This window comes from Yersinia intermedia (assembly GCF_900635455.1).
Taxonomy (GTDB): Bacteria; Pseudomonadota; Gammaproteobacteria; order Enterobacterales; family Enterobacteriaceae; genus Yersinia; species Yersinia intermedia.
In genome coordinates this window covers 1,783,328-1,808,454 of the sequence record NZ_LR134116.1, presented here as the reverse complement: position 1 = coordinate 1,808,454, position 25,127 = coordinate 1,783,328, and the positions used below count along the sequence as shown (strand labels likewise).

The following is a 25,127-nucleotide window of genomic DNA, read 5'->3' as shown; positions in this document are numbered from 1 at the left end:
AATACCAGCACCAGAAGAAATAGCGGCCCATTCTACTCATTATGGCCTCCAACGCCAAACCGCTGGTGATACCAACGTGGCATTATTTGTTCCCGATAGCCCTTAATTTGCCAACTATCGCTGTAAAAATACACAGTTAGTTGCCCAGATACCGAGGTATCACGCCAAATAATGCTATTTTTTTGATAGCGTTTAATCACTTTTTTAGCAGGCAGGTGCCATTGGTTATAGCGTGCGGCAGAAGCAAAAGCCAATTCTGGCTTCACTGCCCGCAAAAATGGGCCGGTAGAAGAAGTGTTACTGCCATGGTGAGGAACTTGCAGCAATGTTGAGGCTAGTTTAGCTCGATGATTTTTAACTAACAACCGTTCCCCCTGCGTTTCAAGGTCGCCCGTCAGTAACAAACTCTGTTGACCATCATCAATGCGAATGACACATGAGTCATTATTTTGGGCATTAATCACCTGAGTTCTTGGCCACAAAACCTCAAAATTCAAACCTTGCCATTGCCATTTTACCCCTTGCTGACAGGGCAAATCGGCTATCAGGCCAGTTAGGGAGAAAGGTGCGCGGACTTTCGCCTGCGGGAATGCTGCCTTTAATTCTGCTAGCCCCCCGGTGTGATCAAGGTGGTCATGGCTGAGAATAATTTGCTCAACCACAATACCCCGCCAGCGCAAATACGGGAGAATAACCGTGGCTGCTATGCTGCCAGTGCGCCAACGATTGCCCGTATCAAAGATAATTGCTTTCCCTGCGCGTTCTATCACTATTGCCAGACCGTGCCCAATATCCAGCATATCAACGCGCCAGCGATAATCATCACGCCGCTGAGTGAATAACACCAAATTGACACACAGCACTATCACCCCAATCGGATAGCTTCGCCACCATTGAAAACGCCAAATAAGTATTGCCAACCACCCCGCATAAGCTACAACAACGGATGCTGACCCGGTATGTAACCAACCGGCTTTTAAGTGATTGAGTGGCCAAAGTACCGCGCTAAGCGATATATCAGCCAAGAACCAAAACAGGCCAGCCACGGTAGGTAATGGTATGCAGGCCAAGGCCAACAATACGCAGGGCACAGTAAGCAGGGATACGATGGGCACCGCCCACAAATTTGCAGGGATAGCAAACAAGCTGACGCCATGAAATAGGCCTATCTGTAGTGGCATCAATAGTAGCATCATGCCAAATTGCAAATGGAACCAGCGGCTAGTCAGCCCAAGCCATCCTCGCCTAAAACGCGGTACAATTGGCACCCAATGAAACCAGCATATCAGACTGAATACTGCCAGACAGGAGAGCCAGAAACTGTCTGACAGTACCGCCAATGGTTCATTGAGTAATATTAGCGCCAACACCCAGAGCCACACTTGCCAGCCGCTGCATAAAACGCCAAACAGCCTCAGCAGTAACCATAGGGTTAATGCTATAGCCGCCCTCATTGCCGGTGGATTTGTGCCCGCCAACCAAACATAAACCATTGCTACAAACCAGCCGATCAACAGCGGAAACACTGGCCCTACCCAACGGACAGGTAGAAAGAACTGGCTCCCACGAGCCAGTATCCCGCCAAACAGCGCCGCCAGCCCGATGTGCAAACCCGATATCGCCATCAGGTGCGCCGTTCCGGTATTACGAAAAAGCGCCCACAGGCGTGTATCCAACTGTTCTCTTTCACCAAAAGCCAGAGCTAGCAGTATCTGCCGCTGATCATACTGCTGTAGTTGCTGTTCAATAATACTGATGACCCGCTGGCGGAGATTACAGCGGGCATCACGCAATTCAGCCTTAATCACTCGCCCTTGCAATGGACGCTGGTTGGCGATAGCCCAGCGCTGGCTGTCAAAACCCCCTTCATTGAGTAAGCTATGCACCGCCCGCATTCGTAGCCTCAACACCCATTGCTGCCCGGCACAATGGCGTTCAAGCTTCTCCGGCCACTTTACGGATACTGCAATCGGCGGAAATACCCTTTGCCCATTAACTTGCTGAATGCCCAACAAGACCTTATTCCCTTCTCCCGAGGTCAGATAGGCGTTATTTATGGTTGCAATAACTCGCAGCTCACCTTGAGTTAACGCCTCAATTTGCATTAATACGCTATTTCCGTGCCAACTTCCCCACGCGAAACTGATAACAACCAATGCCGCACACTGCCAGTATATAAGGCCGCTTAACCACAGCAGCCCCCCCAACACTAGCAACCCTACAATGATGAAAGTTCCCGGTAACTGAGGTAGAAAAATAAGGGGTAAGACGCCAATGACAATAGCTACCGCAGCATGATCGATTGATAAAGTGATAAGAAACCATCCATTGTCTTACTGCCGGATAGCCTCATTGCCATCCGCTTACCTCATCGTGAATATGCTGATTTTCTACATCAAAGGGCAGTACAGCCAGTACATAAAGTGGAAGTTCAGAGCGGCTTCGCAAACAGTCTTAGCTTGTTGCATTGATAACAACACCTTTGCGGAATGTATCGAAAATGAAGCTGAACTTATTACAGGTAAAAGGGAGTGAAGATAGAGATAGAGATAGAGATAGATGAGGATATATGAATAAGTGAATAGGCAATATTTAATCTATTCGTTATAGGGTTTTGGTATGTATCCAGCTAATTTTAGCGCGTGATATTAGAAAGAAAAAAAGAAAAACGGTGCCGTTAGAGGCACCGTTTCTTATCAGCGTTTATACCTTTCATCATTGCTGCTGCAACAGTTATAGCTGCAACATCAATAAACTAGGTATAGATAATAACGCGGTAAGTTGTAAACAACTTAGCCGTAGATATTAGCGCGATCACGCAATTCTTTACCTGGCTTAAAGTGCGGAACGTACTTACCTTCCAACTCAACTTTAGCACCAGTCTTTGGATTACGGCCAACACGCGGAGCACGGTAGTGAAGAGAAAAACTGCCAAATCCTCGGATCTCAATGCGCTCACCTTCAGCTAGTGTTCCAGCCATATGTTCAAGCATTTCTTTCACTGCATCCTCAACGGCTTTAGCCGGTACATGAGATTGCTGGCCAGCAAGTCTTTCAATAAGTTCAGACTTGGTCATATTACCTCCAAGCTTTGCAGCTAAACTACCGTATAGGGGCGGAAAAACCGCCCCCCGTTATTACTCGCCTTTTGCAGCTTTGAACGCTTCTGCCATTGCGCTAGAGAAGTTACCTTCTTCTGGCTTGTTGTTAACTGTAGCAATAGCATCTTTCTCATCAGCTTCGTCTTTAGCACGAACAGACAGGCTGATTACGCGGTTTTTACGGTCAACGCCAGTATATTTGGCTTCAACTTCATCACCTACGTTCAGAACTAACGTTGCATCTTCAACGCGGTCGCGAGTTGCTTCGGAAGCACGCAGATAACCTTCTACGCCGCCTGCCAATTCAACTGTAGCACCTTTAGCGTCAACTGCAGTTACTTTACCAGTAACAATAGCACCTTTCTTGTTAACAGACAGGTAGTTATTGAACGGGTCTTCTGCCAGTTGTTTCACGCCCAAGGAGATACGCTCACGTTCTGCGTCAACTTGCAGAACCACAGCTGCGATTTCGTCGCCTTTCTTGTATTCACGAACTGCTTCTTCGCCTGCAACGTTCCAGGAGATGTCAGACAGGTGAACCAGGCCGTCGATGCCGCCGTCCAGGCCGATGAAGATACCGAAGTCAGTGATAGACTTGATTTTACCTTCAACGCGGTCGTTTTTGTTGTGGGTTTCTGCAAACAGCTGCCATGGGTTAGATTTGCACTGTTTCAGGCCCAGAGAAATACGACGACGTTCTTCATCGATGTCCAGAACCATAACTTCCACTACGTCGCCAACGTTAACAACTTTAGACGGGTGAATGTTTTTGTTGGTCCAATCCATTTCTGAAACGTGTACCAAACCTTCAACGCCTTCTTCGATTTCTACGAAGCAGCCGTAATCAGTCAGGTTAGTTACACGACCAGTCAGCTTGGTGCTTTCTGGGTAACGTTTAGCGATAGCAACCCATGGATCTTCGCCAAGCTGTTTCAAGCCCAGGGAGACACGAGTACGTTCGCGGTCGAATTTCAGAACTTTAACAGTGATTTCGTCGCCCACATTGACGATTTCGCTTGGGTGTTTAACACGTTTCCAAGCCATGTCAGTAATGTGCAGCAAGCCATCAACGCCACCCAGATCAACGAATGCACCGTAGTCAGTCAGGTTCTTAACGATACCCTTAACTTCCATGCCTTCTTGCAGGTTTTCCAGCAATTGATCACGCTCAGCGCTGTTCTCAGATTCGATAACTGCACGACGAGAAACAACGACGTTGTTGCGTTTCTGATCAAGCTTGATGACTTTGAACTCAAGCTCTTTGCCTTCCAGATGCAGAGTATCGCGAACTGGACGCACATCAACCAGTGAACCAGGCAAGAACGCACGGATGCCGTTCAGTTCGACTGTAAAGCCGCCCTTCACTTTGCCGTTGATCACACCAGTAACGGTTGCAGCTTCTTCGTAAGCTTTTTCCAGCATCAGCCATGCTTCGTGACGCTTAGCTTTTTCACGGGACAGCAGAGTTTCACCGAAGCCGTCTTCAACAGCGTCCAGAGCAACGTCAACTTCGTCACCAACTTGAATTTCCAGTTCGCCTTGCGCGTTCTTGAACTGTTCTGCTGGAATTGCTGACTCAGATTTCAGACCGGCGTCAACCAGTACGATATCTTTATCGATAGAAACAACAACACCACGGACGATAGAGCCCGGACGTGTTTCAATTGTTTTCAGGGATTCTTCAAAGAGTTGAGCAAAAGATTCTGTCATGTTAATAATCTTCAGGATTCTTAAGTTTAACGTCCATCTAGCATCCCGCCGGATGGGGTTGTTTCACATGCCTCGCCACAGATCCTTGCAGCAAGGTTAAAGTGCTCATCAAAAATAATTTTAATTAAAAAATAAATCGTTGAGAGCTCAGAACTGACCGCATTGTCGTTATTTTTTCAACGGCAACGCTAAAATTCGTTGGGCATAAGCCAGCGCCTGTTCGATCACCTGCTCGATGGACATACTGGTTGAATCCAGTACCAACGCATCCGCCGCAGGGATTAAAGGTGCAATAGACCGGTTACGATCGCGAGAGTCCCGCTCCTGTATCTCGACCAAAAGACGTTCAAAGTTAACATTAAACCCCTTTTCCTGCAACTGTAGCATACGTCGGTGTGCACGTTCTTGCGAACTTGCATCAAGAAATATTTTCACCGGCGCATCAGGAAAGACCACCGTCCCCATATCGCGACCATCGGCAATCAGGCCCGGTGCTTCACGAAATGCTCGCTGACGACGTAGTAATGCTTCACGAACACGCGGGAAAGCAGCCGCCTGAGAGGCGGTATTCCCTACGGTTTCAGTGCGAATTTCATTACTGACATCCTCACCTTCTAAAATGACTTTTAACTGCCCATTCTGTGAGACAAAACGAACATCGAGATGTGCGGCAAGTGGAACCAATGCCTCTTCGGTGCTGATATCAACCTGATGATGCAGAGCAGCTAAAGCCAAAACTCGGTAAATCGCACCCGAATCCAGCAAACGCCAGTTCAACGATTCAGCCAATGCTTTGCAAAGCGTACCCTTACCTGCACCACTTGGTCCATCAACGGTTATCACCGGGGCTATCGCCGTCATTTCTCTCTCCTTTCGGTAGGCAAAACCTCTTGTCTACCCAGCAGGGCAAACACAGGAGCAGCATTATACGCCGCATCGATGTGAACTGTTACCCCGCGTGGTTCAGTTGCTGAAAATAAAACCATAAGCCGTGGCTGGAGTGTAGAAGAGATGTGAAAGATAGCCAGAAAAAACATTTATTCTTATTTGCCAATAAAGAAAAGTGCTATCCGTTGATAAAATAAGGAATGGGTACCGACTGGTACCCATTAGAGGTCAATAAATTCAGCGTAAAAAGGTCAGGCTGTCTGGCTCAGATTGGCCAATTGTTCAAAGTAGTCAGGGAAGGTTTTAGCAGTGCATTGGGGATCAAGAATCGTCACCGGTGTATCAGATAACGCCACCAGCGAGAAACACATCGCCATACGATGGTCATTGTAAGTCCCTATTTCAGCAGCAATTAACTGCGCGGGCGGGACCACACGAATATAATCTTCACCCTCGGTGACTTCTGCACCCACTTTTCTCAGCTCAGTGGCCATCGCGGATAAACGGTCAGTCTCTTTTACCCGCCAGTTATAAATATTACGAATAACCGTCGGGCCATTGGCAAACAGAGCGGTGGTAGCAATAGTCATGGCTGCATCAGGAATGTGGTTCATATCCATATCGATACCCTGTAATTCACCACGGCTACATTCAATATAGTCATCACCCCAGCTAATTTTTGCGCCCATTTTTTCCAGCACATCAGCAAATTTGGTATCACCCTGCACGCTTTTTTTACCGATACCCGTGACACGCACAGTGCCACCTTTAATTGCCGCAGCCGCTAAGAAATAGGATGCAGAAGACGCATCGCCCTCAACCAAATAAGTGCCCGGAGTGCGATATGTCTGGCCGCTCTTTATGTGAAACAGTTGATAGTTCTCATGCACAACATCAACACCGAAGGCTTTCATCAGATGCAGGGTAATATCAATGTATGGCTTAGAAACCAGATCACCTTGAATCTGAATGTCGGTATCTTGCTCAGCCAAGGGGGCCGTCATCAGTAATGCCGTCAAAAATTGGCTGGAGACACTGCCATCAACGGTCAGTTTTCCACCACGGAAACCACCCCGTAAACGCAACGGCGGGTAGTTCTCTTGTTCCAGATAATCAATCTGCGCTCCACCCTGACGCAAGGCATCAACCAGATGACCAATTGGCCGCTCTTTCATACGCGGTTCACCGGTCAATACGATATCGCTGTTACCTAAGCAAAGTGCCGCAGCCAATGGGCGCATTGCCGTGCCCGCATTACCTAAGAACAGTTCCAAGGGTTGGTCGGCAACCAGCTTTCCGCCCACACCATCTACTTCACATTGGGTACGATCAGCAGAAAGACGGAAATTAACTCCCAATGCCTGTAACGCATTGAGCATATGGCGAATATCGTCACTGTCTAGCAAGTTATTCAACTGGGTTGTCCCTTCGGCCAGCGCTGCCAGAAGAAGTGCACGGTTAGAAACACTTTTAGAACCGGGTAAGTTAACGGTGCCATTGATCAGGGCAATGGGTTGTAAAGTCAGGGATTCCAGCATGGGAAAAGCACTCTCCAGTCTTCTATGTGCAACAGCCCCGCACAGGTCGGGGCTGTTGTTATACCCGTCATACTTCAAGTTGCACGGGTGTTGGCTGTCTTCGTTCACCCCAGTCACTTACTTGTGTAAGCTCCGAGGACTCGCTCAATTGCCGCCTTCCTGCAACTCGAATTATTTACGGTATATGACAAATAAATATATTTTAAATAAGGGTGATAACTCAGTCGGAGCAGACAAACATCCGCCCAGAGCAATCAACCGTGGCGGCGTTCAAAGTCAGCCATAAAATCTGTTAAGGCTTTAACGCCTTCAATTGGCATCGCATTATAAATCGAAGCCCGCATTCCGCCAGCAACACGATGGCCTTTCAATGCTTGCAAACCCTGCTCTTGTGCCTCGCTAAGGAACACTTTATCCAAGGAGGCATCCTTCATTTGGAAGGGTACGTTCATCCAAGAGCGGTTGGCGTGAGCCACCTGATTGCGATAGAAGCCGGTCTTGTCGATCGCACCATACAAGAGTTCAGCTTTCGCCTGGTTACGTTTCTCCATTTCAGCCAAACCGCCCTGCTCTTTCAGCCATTTAAACACCAGGCCAGAGAGATACCAGGCAAAGGTTGGCGGCGTATTGAACATGGAATCGTTATCAGCCAGCACCTTATAATCAAGGATCGATGGTAATTCAGTGCGAGCTTTACCTAACAAGTCGTCGCGCACGATAACCACTGTCAGGCCCGCTGGGCCGATATTTTTCTGTGCGCCAGCATAAATAACGCCATAACGACTGACATCAATCGGGCGAGAAAGAATAGATGAGGAGTAATCGGCAACGACAACCTTGTCGCCAAAATCCGGCTCTTCATTGATAGCCAACCCATCAATGGTTTCATTCGGGCAATAATGTACATAAGCAGCATTATCACTCAACTGCCATTGTTTCATCGGCAAAATACCCGTTAGACCATTATCGTGGGTTGTGACATCGATAACGTGAGGAACACAGTATTTTTGTGCTTCGTTGACTGCACTGTGTGCCCAATAGCCACCGTCAATATAATCAGCACTGTTGTTGTCGCCGAGCAAATTTAGTGGCACTGCGGCAAACTGCGCGCGCGCACCACCATGGCAAAATAACACTTTATAATTGGCCGGGATTTGTAGCAGATCGCGCAGATCTTTTTCTGCTTCTTCAGCAACCTGAATAAATTCCTTACTACGGTGACTGATTTCCATCACCGACGTCCCCAAGCCATGCCAGTTACGTAATTCCTGTTCCGCACGACGTAAAACTTCAACCGGTAACATCGCAGGCCCTGCGCTAAAATTATAAACTTGTGTCATTTCCCCTCACCACACTCAACTGAGATTGCCATCGTTATCATTACTCGGTTTTATCATCCGAGTCCGCCTGCTGCAACGGTTATTCACTGGCAAGAGAGAAACGCTCAACCTCAGCGATAGCAGGCTATGCGTTATCATGCCATTAATTTGGAATTATTCACCAAAAGCTATCGAACTAAGGTCTTAATGCACGATAGATAACTCATTTTGCCCGTTGATGGTGCAGTGTCTCAACCCAATACGGAGGCCGAAGCCCCCGTCAAAGACTTATTGGATCAATATGCGTGGAACAGCTTTTGGATCTCTTGCGGTTTTTGCGTTTGGGTTAATGCCAATTGCAGCAACACACGCGCTTTTTGTGGATTGAGTGAGCCAGATGCAACAAATCCGTATTTGGTATCATCAACTTCTGCATCTTCCGTAGTAGACCCGGTAGGCACGCGAGATGAACGCACAACAGCAACCCCATTGTGTGCTGCTGTCGCCAGCGTATCGAAGACAGAATGATAAAGGTTACCGTTACCGACACCGGCACTGACAATCCCTTTATAGCCATCAGCAATCAGTGCTTTAGCTGGTAAATCAGAAGCATTGGCATAGTTATAAATAATACCAACTTTTGGTAATTCACTCAGTTTGCTGATATCAAAAGCGGGTTGTCTTGGTGCTGGTTGGTGCAGATAATTTACTTTACCGTCATAAATAGAACCTAACGATCCGGTGTTAGGTGACTGGAATGTCTGCACCGAGGTGGTATTGGTTTTCATCACATCGCGACCACTTAGCACCTGGTCATTCATCGCCACCAGCACACCGCGTTTAGCTGAATTGGCGTCACTGGCGACGACCACTGCATTATAAAGATTCAACGGACCATCCGCCCCCAGTGCTGTTGCCGGGCGCATCGCCCCGACCATCACCACTGGTTTATCGCAATTAACCGTTAAATCAAGAAAATAAGCAGTCTCTTCCAGAGTGTCGGTGCCGTGTGTAATCACGAAACCGTCAGTTTTGGCACAATCGGCATTAATTTTTTTCGCCAACTTCAGCCAAACCTCGTCATTCATATCTTGAGAACCGATATTAACCACTTGCTCGCCTTGAATATTGGCGATTTTTTTCATTTCCGGCACGGCGTTTACCAGGGCATCAACCCCCAATTTACCGGCTTTATAGTTAGATTTAGTGGCTGAATCTCCGCCACCAGCGATAGTTCCCCCGGTTGCCAATAGGGTGATATTGGGTAGAGCAAAGGCCGAACCGCTGATCCCTGCTAAGATTCCGGCTAAGACAGTTAGCTTTATAGATTTCACATTATGACTCCGTTATTTATAAGCTAGTGAATTATGCGGAATATCCATACTGAAACTGTGACATTTGCTGCGCTTTAGGAATACATGGAGCTATTAACTAAAACCCCGTATGATTGCGCGTTTTTAGTACCGCCAAAAAGTGACGACAATGACCCAAACCTTTATTCCCGGCAAAGACGCCGCGCTGGAAGACTCAATCTCTCGCTTTCAGCAAAAACTGAGTGACCTCGGTTTTAATATTGAAGAAGCCTCTTGGCTTAACCCGGTTCCTCACGTTTGGTCGGTACATATCCGCGACCGTGATTGCCCGTTGTGCTTTACCAACGGCAAAGGTGCCAGTAAAAAAGCGGCACTGGCTTCGGCCTTAGGTGAATATTTCGAGCGGTTATCCACCAACTATTTCTTTGCTGACTTCTATCTGGGCAAAGCCATTGCCGAAGGTGATTTCGTTCATTATCCCAACGAGAAGTGGTTCCCAATCCCAGCAGATAACTTGCTGCCAGAAGGCATTCTCGATGAGCGCCTGCTGGCGTTTTACGATCCAGAGCAGGAATTGGTCGCCAGTGATCTGGTGGATTTGCAATCAGGTAATGCCAAACGCGGGATCTGTTCATTGCCATTTACCCGCCAGTCAGATTTAGAAACCGTTTATATTCCAATGAATATTATCGGTAATCTGTATGTCTCAAATGGCATGTCTGCGGGGAATACGGCAAACGAAGCCCGGGTACAAGCCCTGTCAGAAGTGTTTGAACGTAATGTGAAAAACCGCATTATTGCAGAATCCATCAGCTTGCCTGAAATCCCCGCGGCGGTATTAAATCGCTATCCAGGTGTAGTGGAAGCCATCGCTAAACTGGAAGAGGAAGGTTTCCCCATCCTCTCTTACGATGCCTCTTTAGGCGGCGCTTATCCGGTTATTTGTGTGGTGCTGTTTAACCCGTCAAATGGTACCTGTTTTGCCTCATTCGGCGCACATCCAGACTTTGGTGTCGCGCTGGAACGCACCGTGACTGAGCTATTACAGGGCCGTAGCCTGAAAGACCTGGACGTCTTTACCGCGCCGACCTTCGATGACGAAGAGGTGGCAGAGCACACCAATCTGGAAACCCACTTTATCGATTCGAGCGGCCTGATCAGTTGGGATATGTTCAAAGACGAGGCCGACTACCCGTTTGTGGACTGGAGCTTTAAAGGCAGCACAGAAGAAGAGTTCGCTACCCTGATGGCTATCTTCAAGCAAGAAGATGCCGAAGTGTATATTGCTGACTACGAGCATTTGGGGGTTTATGCCTGCCGAATTCTGGTGCCGGGGATGTCAGATATCTATCCCGCTGAAGATCTGCTGATGGCAAACAACACCATGGGCGTACATCTGCGAGACACGCTGCTGGCCCTACCAGGCAGTGACTGGCAGCCAGAGCAATATCTGGAACTCATTCAGCAGTTAGATGACGAAGGGTTGGACGATTTCGCCCGCGTGCGTGAACTGTTGGGTATCGCCTCAGGTAAAGATAACGGCTGGTATACCCTGCGTGTGGGTGAGCTGAAATCCATGCTGGCATTAGCTGGCGGTGATCTGGAACAAGCGCTGATTTGGGTTGAATGGACGCAAGATTTTAACTCTTCAGTCTTTACAGCAAAACAGGCGAACTATTACCGTTGCCTGCAAACCCTGTTGTTACTGACTCAGGAGCCGGATCGTGAAGCGGCACAATATTACACCGCCTTTGTGAAAATGTATGGTCAGGAGGCGCTGGATGCCGCTTCAGCAGCCATGGTTAGTGAGGATCGTTTCAATGGTCTGTTCAGTGTTGATGAGGATCTGAAAGCGTTACCTGCTCATCAGGCACTGTTAGGGGCTTATGAAAAGTTACAGGCCGCTAAACGCCGCTATTGGGCTAAAAGCGAGTAAGCATTTTCTGCCGACAAATAGCTAAATGCTAATCGGCAGAAAACGACTCACGGCGTTGTCCTTTGGCAACGCCGCTTAATTTAGTACTGCAATTAATCCTGACGAAAATAAATACAAAACGCCGTGCCCAACAATTGTTTTTGTCATAAAAAAACGTTATTTTCTGACGCCGCAATAGCACCTTTAGACAAACATTATTTAGCTGCGGGATAAAATAGACAAACAGGTGAATGAATAGTTAATTTTTAATTAACGAGAATAATAAATATAGCTACAAACACCCTTTTTACTTAACGTTCTCAACGGCTTTAAAACAGTCCAATCAAAAATATTTGCAAATCTTAAAATATTTTTTTCACTTACAAATCAATTAATTAAGGCCATTATCCCTATATTTTATGGTGTTTTACAGCGAACTAAACTCGCGCAATATGATCCATATCAATTTTCACGCTATACTGCTTTGCTAGTATCTCGTTGTGCTTTATTAACCCTTAAGAGAGAGTTAGTGTGAAAGCTGACAACCCCTTCGATGCATTATTACCTGCGGCAATGGCTAAAGTAGCCGAAGATGCCGGTGTCTATAAAGCCACCAAGCATCCGCTAAAAACGTTTTATTTAGCGATTACTGCTGGTGTGTTTATTTCAATTGCGTTTGTTTTCTATATTACAGCGACTACCGGTACCGCAGGCGTGCCTTTCGGCTTTGCCAAGTTGGTTGGTGGTATTTGTTTCTCCCTGGGGCTAATGTTAGTGGTAGTGTGTGGAGGTGATCTGTTCACATCTACCGTACTCACCACTGTTGCTAAAGCCAGTGGCCGTATTACATGGCGTCAACTGGCATGTAACTGGGTTAATGTCTATATTGGGAATCTGTTCGGTGCACTGTTCTTTGTGTGTCTTATTTGGTTCGCAGGCCAGCATACTGTGGCAAATGGTCAATGGGGTCTGAATGTTTTGCAAACAGCCGACCATAAATTGCACCATACTTTTATTGAAGCCGTATGTTTAGGTATTTTAGCTAACCTGATGGTCTGTCTGGCGGTATGGATGAGTTACTCCGGCCGTACCATAATGGATAAAATGTTCGCGATGATCTTACCGGTGGGAATGTTTGTTGCCAGCGGTTTTGAGCATAGCATCGCAAATATGTTTATGATTCCTATGGGTATTGTGATTAAAAACTTCGCTTCGCCTGAATTTTGGCAATCCATAGGGTCAGCACCTGAGCAATTTGCTCACTTAACCGTAAGTAACTTTATTATTGATAACCTGATCCCAGTCACTATCGGCAACATCATTGGTGGCGGATTATTGGTTGGGTTGACTTACTGGGTAATTTATCTGCGCGGTGACCAGCAACATTAATATGTGGTCGCTACGTCTGGTTTTCGAAGAAATTCACATTAAAAGGTAGATGCATTATGACCGAACTTAATGAAAAATTGGCCAAAGCATGGCAGGGTTTTACCAAGGGTGACTGGCAGAACGGTGTAAACGTTCGTGACTTCATCCAGAAGAACTACACTCCTTATGAAGGCGATGAGTCCTTCCTTGCCGGCCCTACCGATGCGACCGACAAGCTGTGGGCGCAAGTTATGGAAGGCATCAAACTGGAAAACCGCACCCATGCGCCAGTTGATTTCGATACCGACGTAGCTGCGACCATCACATCTCATGATGCTGGCTATATTAATAAAGATCTGGAAACCATCGTTGGCTTGCAGACTGAAAAACCATTGAAACGTGCGCTGATCCCATTCGGCGGCATCAAAATGGTAGAAGGCTCTTGCAAAGTTTATGGTCGTGAACTTGACCCTCAACTGAAAAAAGTCTTCACCGATTACCGTAAAACGCACAACCAAGGTGTGTTCGACGTTTATACCAAAGACATCTTGAACTGCCGTAAATCTGGTGTACTGACTGGTTTGCCAGATGCCTATGGCCGTGGCCGTATCATCGGTGACTATCGTCGTGTAGCCGTTTACGGTATCGACTTCCTGATGAAAGACAAACTGGCTCAGTTCAATTCATTGCAAAATGATTTGGAAAACGGTAAAGACCTGGAAATGACTATCCAGTTGCGCGAAGAAATTGCTGAACAGCATCGTGCTCTGGCTCAAATCAAAGAAATGGCGGCCAAATATGGCTGTGATATCTCCGGTCCGGCAACTAACGCCCGTGAAGCAGTACAGTGGACTTACTTCGGCTATTTAGCTGCGGTTAAATCCCAAAACGGTGCTGCAATGTCCTTCGGTCGTGTGTCTACCTTCCTTGACGTGTACATTCAACGTGACATGAACGAAGGTAAACTGACTGAAATTGAAGCGCAGGAATTGATTGACCATTTGGTTATGAAACTGCGTATGGTTCGCTTCCTGCGCACCCCTGAGTATGATGAACTGTTCTCTGGTGACCCAATCTGGGCAACTGAGTCTCTGGCCGGTATGGGCGTTGATGGCCGTACTCTGGTGACCAAAAACAGCTTCCGCTTCCTGAATACCCTGTACACCATGGGGCCTTCTCCAGAGCCGAACATGACCATTCTGTGGTCTGAAAAGCTGCCACTGAACTTCAAAAAATATGCTGCTAAAGTTTCCATCGATACTTCATCTGTACAATATGAAAACGATGATCTGATGCGCCCTGACTTCAACAACGATGACTATGCTATCGCTTGTTGTGTTAGCCCGATGATTGTCGGTAAACAAATGCAGTTCTTTGGTGCCCGTGCCAACCTGGCGAAAACCATGTTGTACGCAATCAACGGCGGCGTTGATGAAAAAATGAAGATCCAGGTTGGCCCGAAAGAAGCGCCAATGATGGATGAAGTGCTGGACTATGACAAAGTCATGGAACGCATGGATCACTTTATGGATTGGCTGGCTAAACAATACGTTACCGCGCTGAACATCATCCATTACATGCATGACAAGTACAGCTATGAAGCTGCGCTGATGGCACTGCATGACCGTGATGTTTACCGTACTATGGCGTGTGGTATTGCAGGTCTGTCTGTTGCTGCTGACTCCCTGTCTGCTATCAAATATGCCAAAGTAAGCACCATTCGTGATGCTGATGGCCTGGCTATCGACTTCAACATTGAAGGCGAGTATCCACAGTTTGGTAACAACGATTCACGCGTTGATGATATCGCTTGTGACCTGGTTGAGCGCTTCATGAAGAAAATTCAGAAGCTGCGTACTTACCGTGGTGCAGTAGCGACTCAGTCCGTGCTGACCATTACCTCTAACGTGGTTTATGGTAAGAAAACCGGTAACACCCCAGATGGTCGCCGTGCTGGTGCGCCATTCGGTCCAGGTGCTAACCCAATGCATGGTCGTGACCAGAAAGGTGCTGTTGCCTCTCTGACTTCCGTTGCTAAACTGCCGTTTGCTTACGCGAAAGATGGTATCTCTTACACCTTCTCTATCGTGCCAAATGCATTAGGCAAAGACGATGAAGTGCGTAAAGCTAACCTGGCTGGTCTGATGGATGGTTACTTCCATCACGAAGCGTCCATCGAAGGTGGTCAACACCTGAACGTGAACGTGATGAACCGTGAAATGTTGTTAGACGCGATGGAAAACCCGGAAAAATATCCGCAGTTGACTATCCGTGTATCGGGTTATGCAGTGCGTTTCAACTCGCTGACTAAAGAACAACAGCAGGATGTAATTACTCGTACCTTTACACAGTCGATATAATTCCCTGCCGCAGTAAAATGGCATAAACTTAAAGGCTCCACTTTAGTGGGGCCTTTATTCATCCAGCGTTGGAGAAATCCTGCTATGTCAGTACTTGGTCGTATTCACTCATTCGAATCCTGTGGCACTGTTGACGGCCCAGGTATCCGATTTATCGTATTCTTCCAGGGCTGCTTAATGCGTTGCCTGTATTGCCATAACCGTGATACTTGGGATACCCACGGCGGTAAAGAAGTTACCGTTGAAGAATTAGTCAAAGAGGCCATCACCTACCGCCATTTTATGAATGCATCTGGCGGCGGTGTGACTGCCTCGGGTGGCGAAGCCATTTTGCAGGCCGAGTTTGTGCGCGATTGGTTCCGCGCGTGTCATGAAGTAGGCATCCATACCTGTCTGGATACCAACGGTTTTGTACGCCGTTATGATCCGGTAATCGATGAGTTACTTGATGCCACAGATTTAGTGATGCTGGATTTAAAGCAGATGGATGACAGTGTGCATCAGAATCTGGTGGGTGTATCTAATCATCGAACATTAGAATTTGCCCGTTATTTGGCAAAACGTAACCAAAAAACCTGGATCCGCTATGTGGTGGTGCCGGGTTGGTCAGATGATGATAAATCAGCACACATGCTGGGCGAGTTTACCCAGAACATGACCAATATCGAGAAAATCGAATTGCTACCTTACCATGAGTTGGGTAAGCACAAATGGGTCGCCATGGGCGAAGAATACAAACTGGATGGGGTGAAGCCCCCTACCGCTGAGATCATGGATCGGGTGAAAGGCATTCTCGAAAGCTATGGTCACAAAGTAATGTATTGATGTACAAACAAGTCATTGTTGTTGCAGGCAGCTTAGGTCGCGGCAGCTTCAAGTAAGAAGGGTGTGGTCAGTTAATCAACGCATATCCCTAGATACCGCCAGCGTGGGTTATCCCACTGGCGGTATTTTTTTGGCTGTTAGATGGCAGCGTAAGGTGTCTGTTGCTGATCTGGCTTACGCAGCAGCATCATCAAATACACTAAGGCAACACCGGCTATCATGATAAACAGTAAATTATCAGAATAGCGCTGCATCAGCAGCGAGGTCATGGTTGGGCCGGTCAGGCTACCGAGGGTATAACTCATCAGTAATGCCTGATTCATCGCCACTAACTCATCAGCACTGGCTTTTTCACACGCCCAAGCCATAGCGACCGGATAAAGGGTAAAACCGGCACATCCCAGAATAAATAATGCCGGAGCCAAGGCATAATTACCTAAAATGGCTACGCTGCCGAGGATGACGACAAACACCTGAATGCGCAGCACCAACAAACGTCCATAACGGTCCGCCATTTTTCCTATCGGCCATTGACCGATAATGCCGGAGCTAACCAGCAAAGCCATCCACCATCCGACGCTGGCATCACTCATGCCCTGATGCGATAAATAGAGCGGCAGCAAGCCATAGAGCGAACCTAGCACCACCCCTGAGATAATACAGCCATTAATACCCAGGCGAGCGCTACGGCGCTTAAGCATCGGCCAAATGGCAATGTGTGGGGACTCACTGCCACCCTGATGCGAGAAGTGAGCAAACAGCAGTGGTAGCATGGCAGTAATGACCAATGTACTGACCCAAGGGATAACATTGAGTAATTGCGTTGACACGACACCTAATAATAATTGCCCAGCGACGGTCCCCAGATAGTAGACCATCATATAAGCTGCCAGCAGTTGCCCACGGTTGGCTAACGTGCCGCTGCGCAGTAACGCACTTTCGACAATGACCCAAATCAGGGCGCATGCCACGCCGGCCAAAAAGCGCCACCCCAGCCAACTCCAGAAGTCCACTGATAGCATTAATCCGCAAGTCGCCAACGCAAATAAAATACAGGCGTAATGGTAGCTGCGATTAAATCCAAGTTGCTGGATCAAGCGCCCTGCAATCAGTGTCCCAACCAGATTCCCACTAAAATAAGACGAGCTAACCATCCCCACCTGCCAGGTTGGCAATTGTTGATGGGATAACCACAAGGGAACCAATGTATTTAACACTGCGATAGAAATCGTAAACAGCAAAAGCCCACAAAGCAGCAGCAGAACCGGGCGAGAATATGCGGACATAATAAGACAGGAGCCGTCGGGACGATAAAAGTGAGCGCATCATGCCACTGGCGATATAAAAGTCAATTACTGCGCACGAGGGGATAGCACGATATGTTGGAAGCACCTACTGACAATCTTCAGTCTGTACGCTTTGGCGATGCACCAAAAAAGAAAAAGCGCCCTAAGGCGCTTTCTGCATAGTGGATTAGTGATTAATCCATATGTTATTAACCGATAAAGTCCAGGCCACCCATATATGGGCGTAATACTTCTGGAACCTCAATTCGGCCATCTGCCTGCTGGTAGTTTTCCAGCACAGCAACCAACGTGCGGCCAACCGCCAAACCAGAACCATTCAGGGTATGAACTAAACGGGTTTTTCTATCGATCTTATTGCGGCAACGAGCTTGCATACGGCGCGCCTGGAAATCCCACATGTTAGAACAAGAAGAGATTTCGCGGTAAGTATCCTGCGCTGGTAGCCATACTTCCAAATCGTAAGTCTTGCTGGAGCCAAAGCCCATATCACCAGTACACAGCAGCACTTTACGGTATGGCAAATCCAGTAATTGCAGAACTTTCTCTGCATGACCGGTCAACTCTTCCAGTGCCGCCATCGAATCTTCCGGGCGAGTAATCTGCACCATCTCAACTTTGTCGAACTGATGCATACGAATCAAGCCACGGGTATCACGACCATAGGAACCCGCTTCAGAACGGAAGCACGGGGTATGGGCCGTCATTTTCAATGGCAGAGTGTCTTCTTCCAGAATCTCATCGCGTACCAGATTGGTCAGCGGCACTTCCGCGGTAGGAATCAGCGCATAGTTACTGCTATCTGACTCTTCTTCCAGCGGTTTGGTGTGGAATAAATCTTCACCAAACTTCGGTAACTGGCCAGTCCCGTACAACGTGGCATGGTTAACCAGATAAGGAACATAAGCTTCTTGATAACCGTGTTTTTCGGTATGCAGATCCAGCATAAACTGGGATAACGCACGGTGCATACGGGCTATTTGCCCTTTCATCACCACAAACCGTGCACCAGTCAACTTCACTGCAGCAGCAAAATCAAGGCCACCGGTCATTTCGCCCAGCGAGACGTGATCTCTCACCTCAAAGTCATACTTACGTGGCTCACCCCAACGGCTGACTTCAAGATTGTCTTTCTCATCTTTACCCATAGGGACAGAATCATCCGGCAGGTTAGGAATAGACAACGCCAGATCGCGGATTTCGTTTTGTAACTTGTCCAGCTCGGCCTTAGCCGCATCCAGCCTCTCACCCAGCACATTCACTTCCAGACGCAATGGTTCGATATCTTCGCCACGCGCCTTGGCTGCACCAATCAATTTCGATCGGGAGTTACGTTCTGCTTGCAGACTTTCTGTTTCAACCTGTAAAACTTTGCGGCGCTCTTCTTGTTGGCGCAACATCTCAACATCAAGTTTAAAACCTCTGCGAGCAAGTTTTTCGGCGACTGCGTCTAGCTCATTGCGCAGCATATTGGGATCGAGCATGCTAGTCCTGTGCTTGTAGTTATAGAATGCCTTTCATCTTCGAAGTTGCAGCGGTATTGGCAGCGTTCTCTCACCCGAATCACTTACCTCAGTAAACTCATCGAGACTCGCTTACTTACTGCCTACCCGCAACTTCAACTATTTTGGGCATAATGGTTATTAAAGGAGAATTTCATGACATAAGCGGTATAAACAGCCACTTACCATATAGCGCTAACCTTACCGCAACGGCAAGACTAGCGGTAGCGTTTTATCGGGCTATTTTGATCCTGCTCAGCCAACCATGCCAGCTTTTCACCGATTTTACCTTCCAGACCACGGGATGATGGCGAATAGTAGCGAGTCGCGGCCATTTCTGGCGGGAAATAGTTCTCACCAGCAGCATAAGCATGCTGTTCATCATGGGCATATCGGTACTCCGCCCCAAGCCCCATCTCTTTCATCAGTTTGGTTGGTGCATTGCGCAGATGTTCTGGCACATCAAAATCGGGCTTATCACGCGCGTCCTGCATCGCTGCTTTAAACGCAGAATAAACAGCATTGCTTTTTGGGGCACAAGCCAGATAAACAATTGCCTGAGCAATCGCCCGCTCACCTTCTGCCGGGCCGACTCGGGTAAAACAGTCCCACGCCGATATAGCCACTTGCATGGCGCGTGGATCCGCATTACCGACATCTTCCGAGGCAATAGCCAATAAACGGCGGGCGACATAAAGTGGGTCGCCACCTGCGGTGATAATACGTGCGTACCAATATAACGCCGCGTCCGGGGCCGAACCACGAATAGACTTATGCACCGCCGAGATCAGATCATAATAACGATCACCTTTGTTATCAAAACGGGCACTACGCTCACCGGACACTTCCTTTAGCAAATCAGGGGTTAATACTCGCACCCCGTTGGCATCTATTTCAGCCATATCTGCCATCATCTCAAGGCTGTTCAGCGCCCGACGAGCATCACCACCGACCAACTCCGACATCATACGGCGAGTATCGTCTGGTAGTTTGATATTCTGCCCGCCGTAGCCACGGCCACTGTCTGACATCGCTTGATCAATCACTTTTTCGATATCTGCGGCGGTTAATGCCTTAAGCAAATAAACCCTCGCTCTGGAAAGCAGTGCCGAATTCAATTCAAACGAGGGATTTTCAGTGGTGGCACCAATAAAGGTAATAGTGCCATCTTCAATATGCGGTAAAAAAGCATCCTGCTGGCTTTTATTGAAACGATGGACTTCGTCGACAAACAAGATAGTGCGCCGACCAGCATCACGGTTTTGCCGTGCGCGTTCGATGGCTTCACGAATCTCTTTAATACCGGAGGTCACGGCAGAAATGCGTTCCACATCAGCTTGACCGTAACGGCCAATAATTTCTGCCAATGTGGTTTTGCCCGTTCCAGGCGGCCCCCAGAGGATCATCGAGTGTAACTGCCCCGCAACGATTGCCCGTGGTAGTGGTTTACCCGGAGCCAGCAAATGTTGCTGACCAATATATTGATCCAACGTCAAAGGCCGCATCCGCGCGGCCAGTGGCTGAAACTCATTTTGGGAAAAGTCGAGAGACATATTACTCACGCAAACCTCACTGCCGCTGGTCGTCCAGCGTCACACCTTTTGGTAGGGTAAATTTAAATTTGCTGGCGTCAGCCGAGCTATTTTGTTGGCCTTTCAAAGTGTAAGCACTGCGCTGCCCATCCTGCTCAACCGCAGTAAAGCTCTTGATAGTCCCCGTTGGCGTAACCGTGATGGCAAATTGCTTCAGATTGCCGCTGGCACTTTTGGGTGTCAGTTCAAAATCATCGCCTTTCTGCTTAACATTGTACTGTTTCCAATCATCTGGGTTATTGCGGGTAATCAGCATAAACGGGGTGTTACCGGTCGCATTTTTCAACCAGGTTGCCGTAGCCTGCTCAACAAAGGGATTGTAGAACCACAAGGTTTCCCCATCGGAGATAAGCACACTTTCATCCGGTGAGGTCATATGCCAGTTAAACAAATTGGGCCGTTTTACCCACAGCTCCCCTTCACCTTCCTGCACCGCTGCACCATCAGAACTGGTCACTTTTTGCGAAAAATTAGCATGGAAGCTGTTCACCTTACTCAAGCGACCTTGCAAATCGGTACTGGCATCTGCCAGAACTGAAGCTGAAATTAAACCCGATAACAGACAGCAAGCAACAAGCAGTTTTTTCATTATTCGAAATACCTTATAAAATACTCTGATAAATATGGGGTTACGCTTCTTTGCATAAGGGCCGCAAAGCGGCCCTGTCTATGTTAACAGCCTCAGGGTAAAAGGTTACTCATGAGGTGGTGGCGCCAATACTTCACGATTACCGTTATGGCCCGGCGTACTCACAATTTGTTGAGCTTCCATCTGTTCAATAATACGTGCAGCACGGTTATACCCAATACGGAACTGGCGCTGCACGCCAGAGATTGACGCCCGGCGCTTTTCTAACACAAAGCTCACCGCCTGATCGAACAATGGATCCAGTTCTTCATCGCTATCTAACCCAAGACTACCGCCTTCCCCCTCTTCACTACCACTAAGAATACTCTCAATGTATTGAGGGCGACCACGGGCTTTCCAATCATTAACCACAGCATGCACTTCCTGGTCACGGACAAAAGCGCCGTGCACACGTACAGGAATCGAAGAGTTGGGTGCCATATACAGCATGTCCCCCATCCCCAGCAGTGATTCCGCGCCACCCTGGTCGAGGATGGTGCGTGAGTCAATTTTACTGGAAACCGTAAATGCGATACGGGTTGGAATGTTGGCTTTTATCAAACCGGTGATGACATCAACCGATGGGCGCTGGGTAGCCAGCACCAGATGAATACCCGCAGCACGGGCTTTCTGCGCCAGACGTGCTATCAGCTCTTCAACTTTTTTGCCCACCGTCATCATAAGGTCGGCAAACTCATCCACCATCACCACGATATAAGGCAGTTTCACCAACATCGGCGGTGAGATATCCATGCTATCAGATGGCTTCCAGAACGGATCAGGAATTGGCCGCCCCATAGCTTCAGCCTGAGCTACGCGTTCGTTATAGCCTGCGAGATTACGCACGCCCAGCGCCGACATCAATTTATAGCGCCGTTCCATCTCACCGACACACCAGCGCAAGGCGTTCGCGGCATCTTTCATATCGGTAACCACTTCGGTTAGCAAATGAGGGATGCCTTCATACACCGATAACTCCAGCATTTTCGGGTCAATCATGATAAAGCGCACCTCATCCGGTGTGGCTTTATACAAGATACTGAGGATCATCGCGTTCACCCCAACCGACTTACCAGAACCAGTAGTACCGGCTACCAACAAGTGTGGCATTTTGGCTAAATCGGCGACCACCGGCTGCCCGGCGATGTCTTTACCTAGCACTATAGCGAGCGGTGAAGGGTTATCACGGAATTTGGCACAGTCGAGCACTTCCCTCAGATAGACCGTTTGGCGATGCTTATTTGGCAGTTCAAGCCCGACATAAGGTTTGCCCGGAATAACTTCCACCACGCGCACGGCAATCGCAGAGAGAGAGCGAGCCAAATCGCGGGAAAGATTGGAAATGCGCGACGCTTTAACACCTGGAGCCAAATCCAACTCAAAGCGAGTAATGACCGGCCCTGGAGAGATACCCACCACTTCCGCTTTGACCCGATAATCACCTAATCGCGCTTCAACCAAACGAGCCGTTTGCTCTAAAGCAAACATATCAACCGGCTCTTCCTCCGCGGGTGGAGAAGAGAGTAAATCAAGCGTAGGCAGTGGTGTGGTCGGTTTAATCAACGGCTGATCATTACGCATCAGGAACGGGTGGATCAAGCTGTCCATTGCCGGCGCTGGTTGCATGGGTGCGACAGGTGGTACTGGCGCAGTTGGCACAACAGCAGATGGCACCGGTGTCGGAGCATAAGCTGGGGTCACGGCAGGCTGAGTATAGGGTGCTTGAACTGGCGTGACTTGCCCTGAAGGTGCTTGCTGCACTGGCGGCTGCTGATATTGCGGCGACTGCTCAGGCAAAATAGTTTGTGACACCGCTGAAGAGGGGGTTTCTTCAACATAGGGAGAAAGCGTGAACAGCGGCTCACGAGGGCTATCATCAACAAGATCGGCAACCGGCGAGAATGTATAAGCACGACGGGTATCAACCGGCTGCATTCCTTCAGGGGCACTATTTTTGTGATGAGTAGAATCTTCGTGGTCAGTAGAATCTTCGTGCTGAACCACCCCATAACGATGCTGCTGTTGTGTTGCAAAGGCCTGCCGTAATGCGGCTTCTTCCAACGCTTGCTCATCTTCTGGCTCAGGGGCGGTAAACGGATTACCCTCTGCGTCTGATGATTGCTCGTAACGCTCGGATTGCTGGTCGGCAAACGCTTTACGCAAGATGGCTTGCTGCAACGCATCATCATCTTCTGATAGAGGCTCGTTGCTGAACGAAGCTGCATTAACCTGAGGATTTTGCGCTTCTTGTTCGCGTTGTTCCTGCTCCGCCATACGTTGTGAAGGCAACTTGATACCGTAAGAGGCCAGCTCACGCCGCGTTGGAATACGCACTGGATTAGGCCGTGGTAACTCAGGACCTATACCCTGTTTTACCTGAGAACTGGTGTCACTGGTGGCAGTAAATGCTGGCATAAACGTCGCTGCTGCGCTTGCAGCGGCGACAGCAGTTCCCGACACACCGTGATGAGACAATGGATTATTTGACAAGCTGCTATTGATCAATGGATCACTAATCAATGGATCACTGCCCGAACTCACCGCAGCCAAACCGTCAAGAGCACGACCAAAACCGCTGTTGTTATAAGGAGCGCTATCGACCTGATCACTCTGGCGCTGCGCGGTTGAGAAATCGAACGGTGAATGGCTGACAGGCGCAGGTGGTACATCCCAAGCACCGATTTGCGGTTCTGGCCGTTCAACAGACGCAGCCACGCGAGTTTGAACCGGTGATGGCGTCTCTTGCGGAATTTCAAACGAATATAACGGCGGTGTCGCTGCCGAGTTAGGCGTCATCGGTGCCGTGCTATGGCTATTAATCGACTCGGATGGCATCCCGGAAGGTGTTGGCTGATAGCCATTATCAGTCGCACGTAAGCTACTTAATAATGGATCATAATCATCATTGGTTTCAGACACCGGCGGTAAGCTCTGCTCAGAAGCATTGGCGGTGTCGGTTGCTGATGGCGCGGAAAATAACACGTCGTCATCAGCATGAGATGCAGATGCGGCAAGTGCGGCACCAGCCGCGCCTACGGCTAATGCTTTATTTGAAGCCGCACTCTGTTCTTGTTCAGCAACGTCGGAATCTTCAACCTGATAATCGTCATCTTCATCGTCATAGCGTTCTTCACGACGTGAGCGATTGGTCATAAACGTCAGTGAGCCTAAGACCACCCCGCCAATTTTCTCGGCAATGACCAACCATGACCAGCCGGTAAACAGCGTCAGACCAACAGCCCAGATACAGAGCAACGTCAGGGTTGCCCCTACACCGTTGAACCACGGCAACATGGCATTACTGAACAAGCTGCCAATGACGCCGCCAGAAGCAAAGTAATAGAGATCATCAATATTCAATGCAGCCAGGCCGCATGACGTCAAAATAAGGGCTAATGTACCAATCAGGCGCAAGGAAAGGGCAAAGTAGTCAACGTGTTCACTGGCATCGCGCTGACGGAAAGCTGCCCAGCACAACATCACCATAATCACAGGGATTGCGTAAGCCAAAACACCAAAGGTGAAGAACAGTGTATCGGCCATCCAGGCACCAATACCCCCACCAAGATTGTGGATAGGCTCATGCCATGCGGTCTGGGACCAGCTTGGGTCCGAAGGATTGAAACTGAGCAGCGCGGCCATCAGGTAGGCTGCCAAAATCGTTACCACAATCAAAACCGCCTCGAGTAAACGACGCCCGCTGCTGAGTTTTTTCAGAGTAACTTCTTTATCTTCTGTATATTCCTGGCTCAAGAAAGGCTCTC

At 48.4% G+C, this 25,127-nt stretch carries 16 protein-coding genes; 4 read left to right on the top strand and 12 right to left on the bottom strand.

Features of this window, described 5'->3' with window-relative positions; genetic code table 11:
* Positions 1–32: 32 nt before the first annotated feature.
* The 7 genes from EL015_RS08265 to ansB form a co-directional block, all read right to left on the bottom strand.
* Complete coding sequence (locus EL015_RS08265; RefSeq protein ID WP_032906176.1) at positions 33–2,315, bottom strand: ComEC family protein; 2,283 nt, start codon at positions 2,313–2,315, stop codon at positions 33–35.
* Positions 2,316–2,792: 477 nt separating this feature from the next.
* The gene (gene ihfB, locus EL015_RS08260; RefSeq protein WP_005184672.1) at positions 2,793–3,077 is read right to left on the bottom strand and encodes an integration host factor subunit beta; all 285 of its coding nucleotides are present in this window, start codon (positions 3,075–3,077) and stop codon (positions 2,793–2,795) included.
* A 60-nt stretch (positions 3,078–3,137) separates the two neighbouring features.
* A complete protein-coding gene (rpsA, locus tag EL015_RS08255; RefSeq protein ID WP_004391091.1) occupies positions 3,138–4,811 on the bottom strand; it encodes a 30S ribosomal protein S1 in 1,674 nt (557 codons plus the stop codon).
* 168 nt (positions 4,812–4,979) lie between these two features.
* Positions 4,980–5,672, bottom strand: coding sequence for a (d)CMP kinase (cmk, locus tag EL015_RS08250; RefSeq protein ID WP_005184674.1), 693 nt, complete (start codon positions 5,670–5,672; stop codon positions 4,980–4,982).
* Between the two features lie 278 nt (positions 5,673–5,950).
* A complete protein-coding gene (gene aroA, locus EL015_RS08245; protein ID WP_005184677.1) occupies positions 5,951–7,237 on the bottom strand; it encodes a 3-phosphoshikimate 1-carboxyvinyltransferase in 1,287 nt (428 codons plus the stop codon).
* 254 nt (positions 7,238–7,491) lie between these two features.
* Complete coding sequence (gene serC / locus EL015_RS08235) at positions 7,492–8,577, bottom strand: 3-phosphoserine/phosphohydroxythreonine transaminase (RefSeq protein ID WP_005184678.1); 1,086 nt, start codon at positions 8,575–8,577, stop codon at positions 7,492–7,494.
* 275 nt (positions 8,578–8,852) lie between these two features.
* Positions 8,853–9,890: an L-asparaginase 2 gene (gene ansB / locus EL015_RS08230; protein ID WP_005184681.1), complete on the bottom strand. Its 1,038-nt coding sequence runs from the start codon at positions 9,888–9,890 to the stop codon at positions 8,853–8,855.
* Positions 9,891–10,038: 148 nt separating this feature from the next.
* Here ansB and ycaO point away from each other — a divergent pair, with 148 nt between their 5' ends.
* The 4 genes from ycaO (at position 10,039) to pflA (ending at position 16,337) form a co-directional block, all read left to right on the top strand.
* The gene (gene ycaO / locus EL015_RS08225) at positions 10,039–11,805 is read left to right on the top strand and encodes a 30S ribosomal protein S12 methylthiotransferase accessory factor YcaO (RefSeq protein ID WP_005184688.1); all 1,767 of its coding nucleotides are present in this window, start codon (positions 10,039–10,041) and stop codon (positions 11,803–11,805) included.
* A gap of 510 nt (positions 11,806–12,315) precedes the next feature.
* The gene (gene focA / locus EL015_RS08220) at positions 12,316–13,173 is read left to right on the top strand and encodes a formate transporter FocA (protein WP_005184695.1); all 858 of its coding nucleotides are present in this window, start codon (positions 12,316–12,318) and stop codon (positions 13,171–13,173) included.
* A gap of 56 nt (positions 13,174–13,229) precedes the next feature.
* A complete protein-coding gene (gene pflB / locus EL015_RS08215) occupies positions 13,230–15,512 on the top strand; it encodes a formate C-acetyltransferase (RefSeq protein ID WP_005184696.1) in 2,283 nt (760 codons plus the stop codon).
* An 84-nt stretch (positions 15,513–15,596) separates the two neighbouring features.
* Positions 15,597–16,337 carry a pyruvate formate lyase 1-activating protein gene (pflA, locus tag EL015_RS08210; RefSeq protein ID WP_005184698.1) on the top strand — a complete coding sequence of 247 codons (741 nt, stop codon included), beginning with the start codon at positions 15,597–15,599 and terminating at the stop codon, positions 16,335–16,337.
* 137 nt (positions 16,338–16,474) lie between these two features.
* On the opposite strand, the gene EL015_RS08205 is transcribed toward pflA, so the two are convergent.
* The 5 genes from EL015_RS08205 to EL015_RS08185 all read right to left on the bottom strand — a co-directional run bounded on the left by EL015_RS08205 (position 16,475) and on the right by EL015_RS08185 (position 25,116).
* Positions 16,475–17,623, bottom strand: a complete 1,149-nt coding sequence (locus tag EL015_RS08205) for an MFS transporter (RefSeq protein WP_005184700.1) — start codon at positions 17,621–17,623, stop codon at positions 16,475–16,477.
* A 209-nt stretch (positions 17,624–17,832) separates the two neighbouring features.
* A complete protein-coding gene (serS, locus tag EL015_RS08200; RefSeq protein ID WP_005184702.1) occupies positions 17,833–19,125 on the bottom strand; it encodes a serine--tRNA ligase in 1,293 nt (430 codons plus the stop codon).
* A 236-nt stretch (positions 19,126–19,361) separates the two neighbouring features.
* Positions 19,362–20,705 (bottom strand): replication-associated recombination protein A, encoded by a 1,344-nt coding sequence (locus tag EL015_RS08195; RefSeq protein ID WP_032906179.1) that lies wholly within the window; start codon positions 20,703–20,705, stop codon positions 19,362–19,364.
* Positions 20,706–20,712: 7 nt separating this feature from the next.
* Positions 20,713–21,324 carry an outer membrane lipoprotein periplasmic chaperone LolA gene (gene lolA / locus EL015_RS08190; protein WP_005184709.1) on the bottom strand — a complete coding sequence of 204 codons (612 nt, stop codon included), beginning with the start codon at positions 21,322–21,324 and terminating at the stop codon, positions 20,713–20,715.
* A 105-nt stretch (positions 21,325–21,429) separates the two neighbouring features.
* Positions 21,430–25,116 carry a DNA translocase FtsK gene (locus tag EL015_RS08185; RefSeq protein ID WP_005184712.1) on the bottom strand — a complete coding sequence of 1,229 codons (3,687 nt, stop codon included), beginning with the start codon at positions 25,114–25,116 and terminating at the stop codon, positions 21,430–21,432.
* Positions 25,117–25,127: the final 11 nt, after the last annotated feature.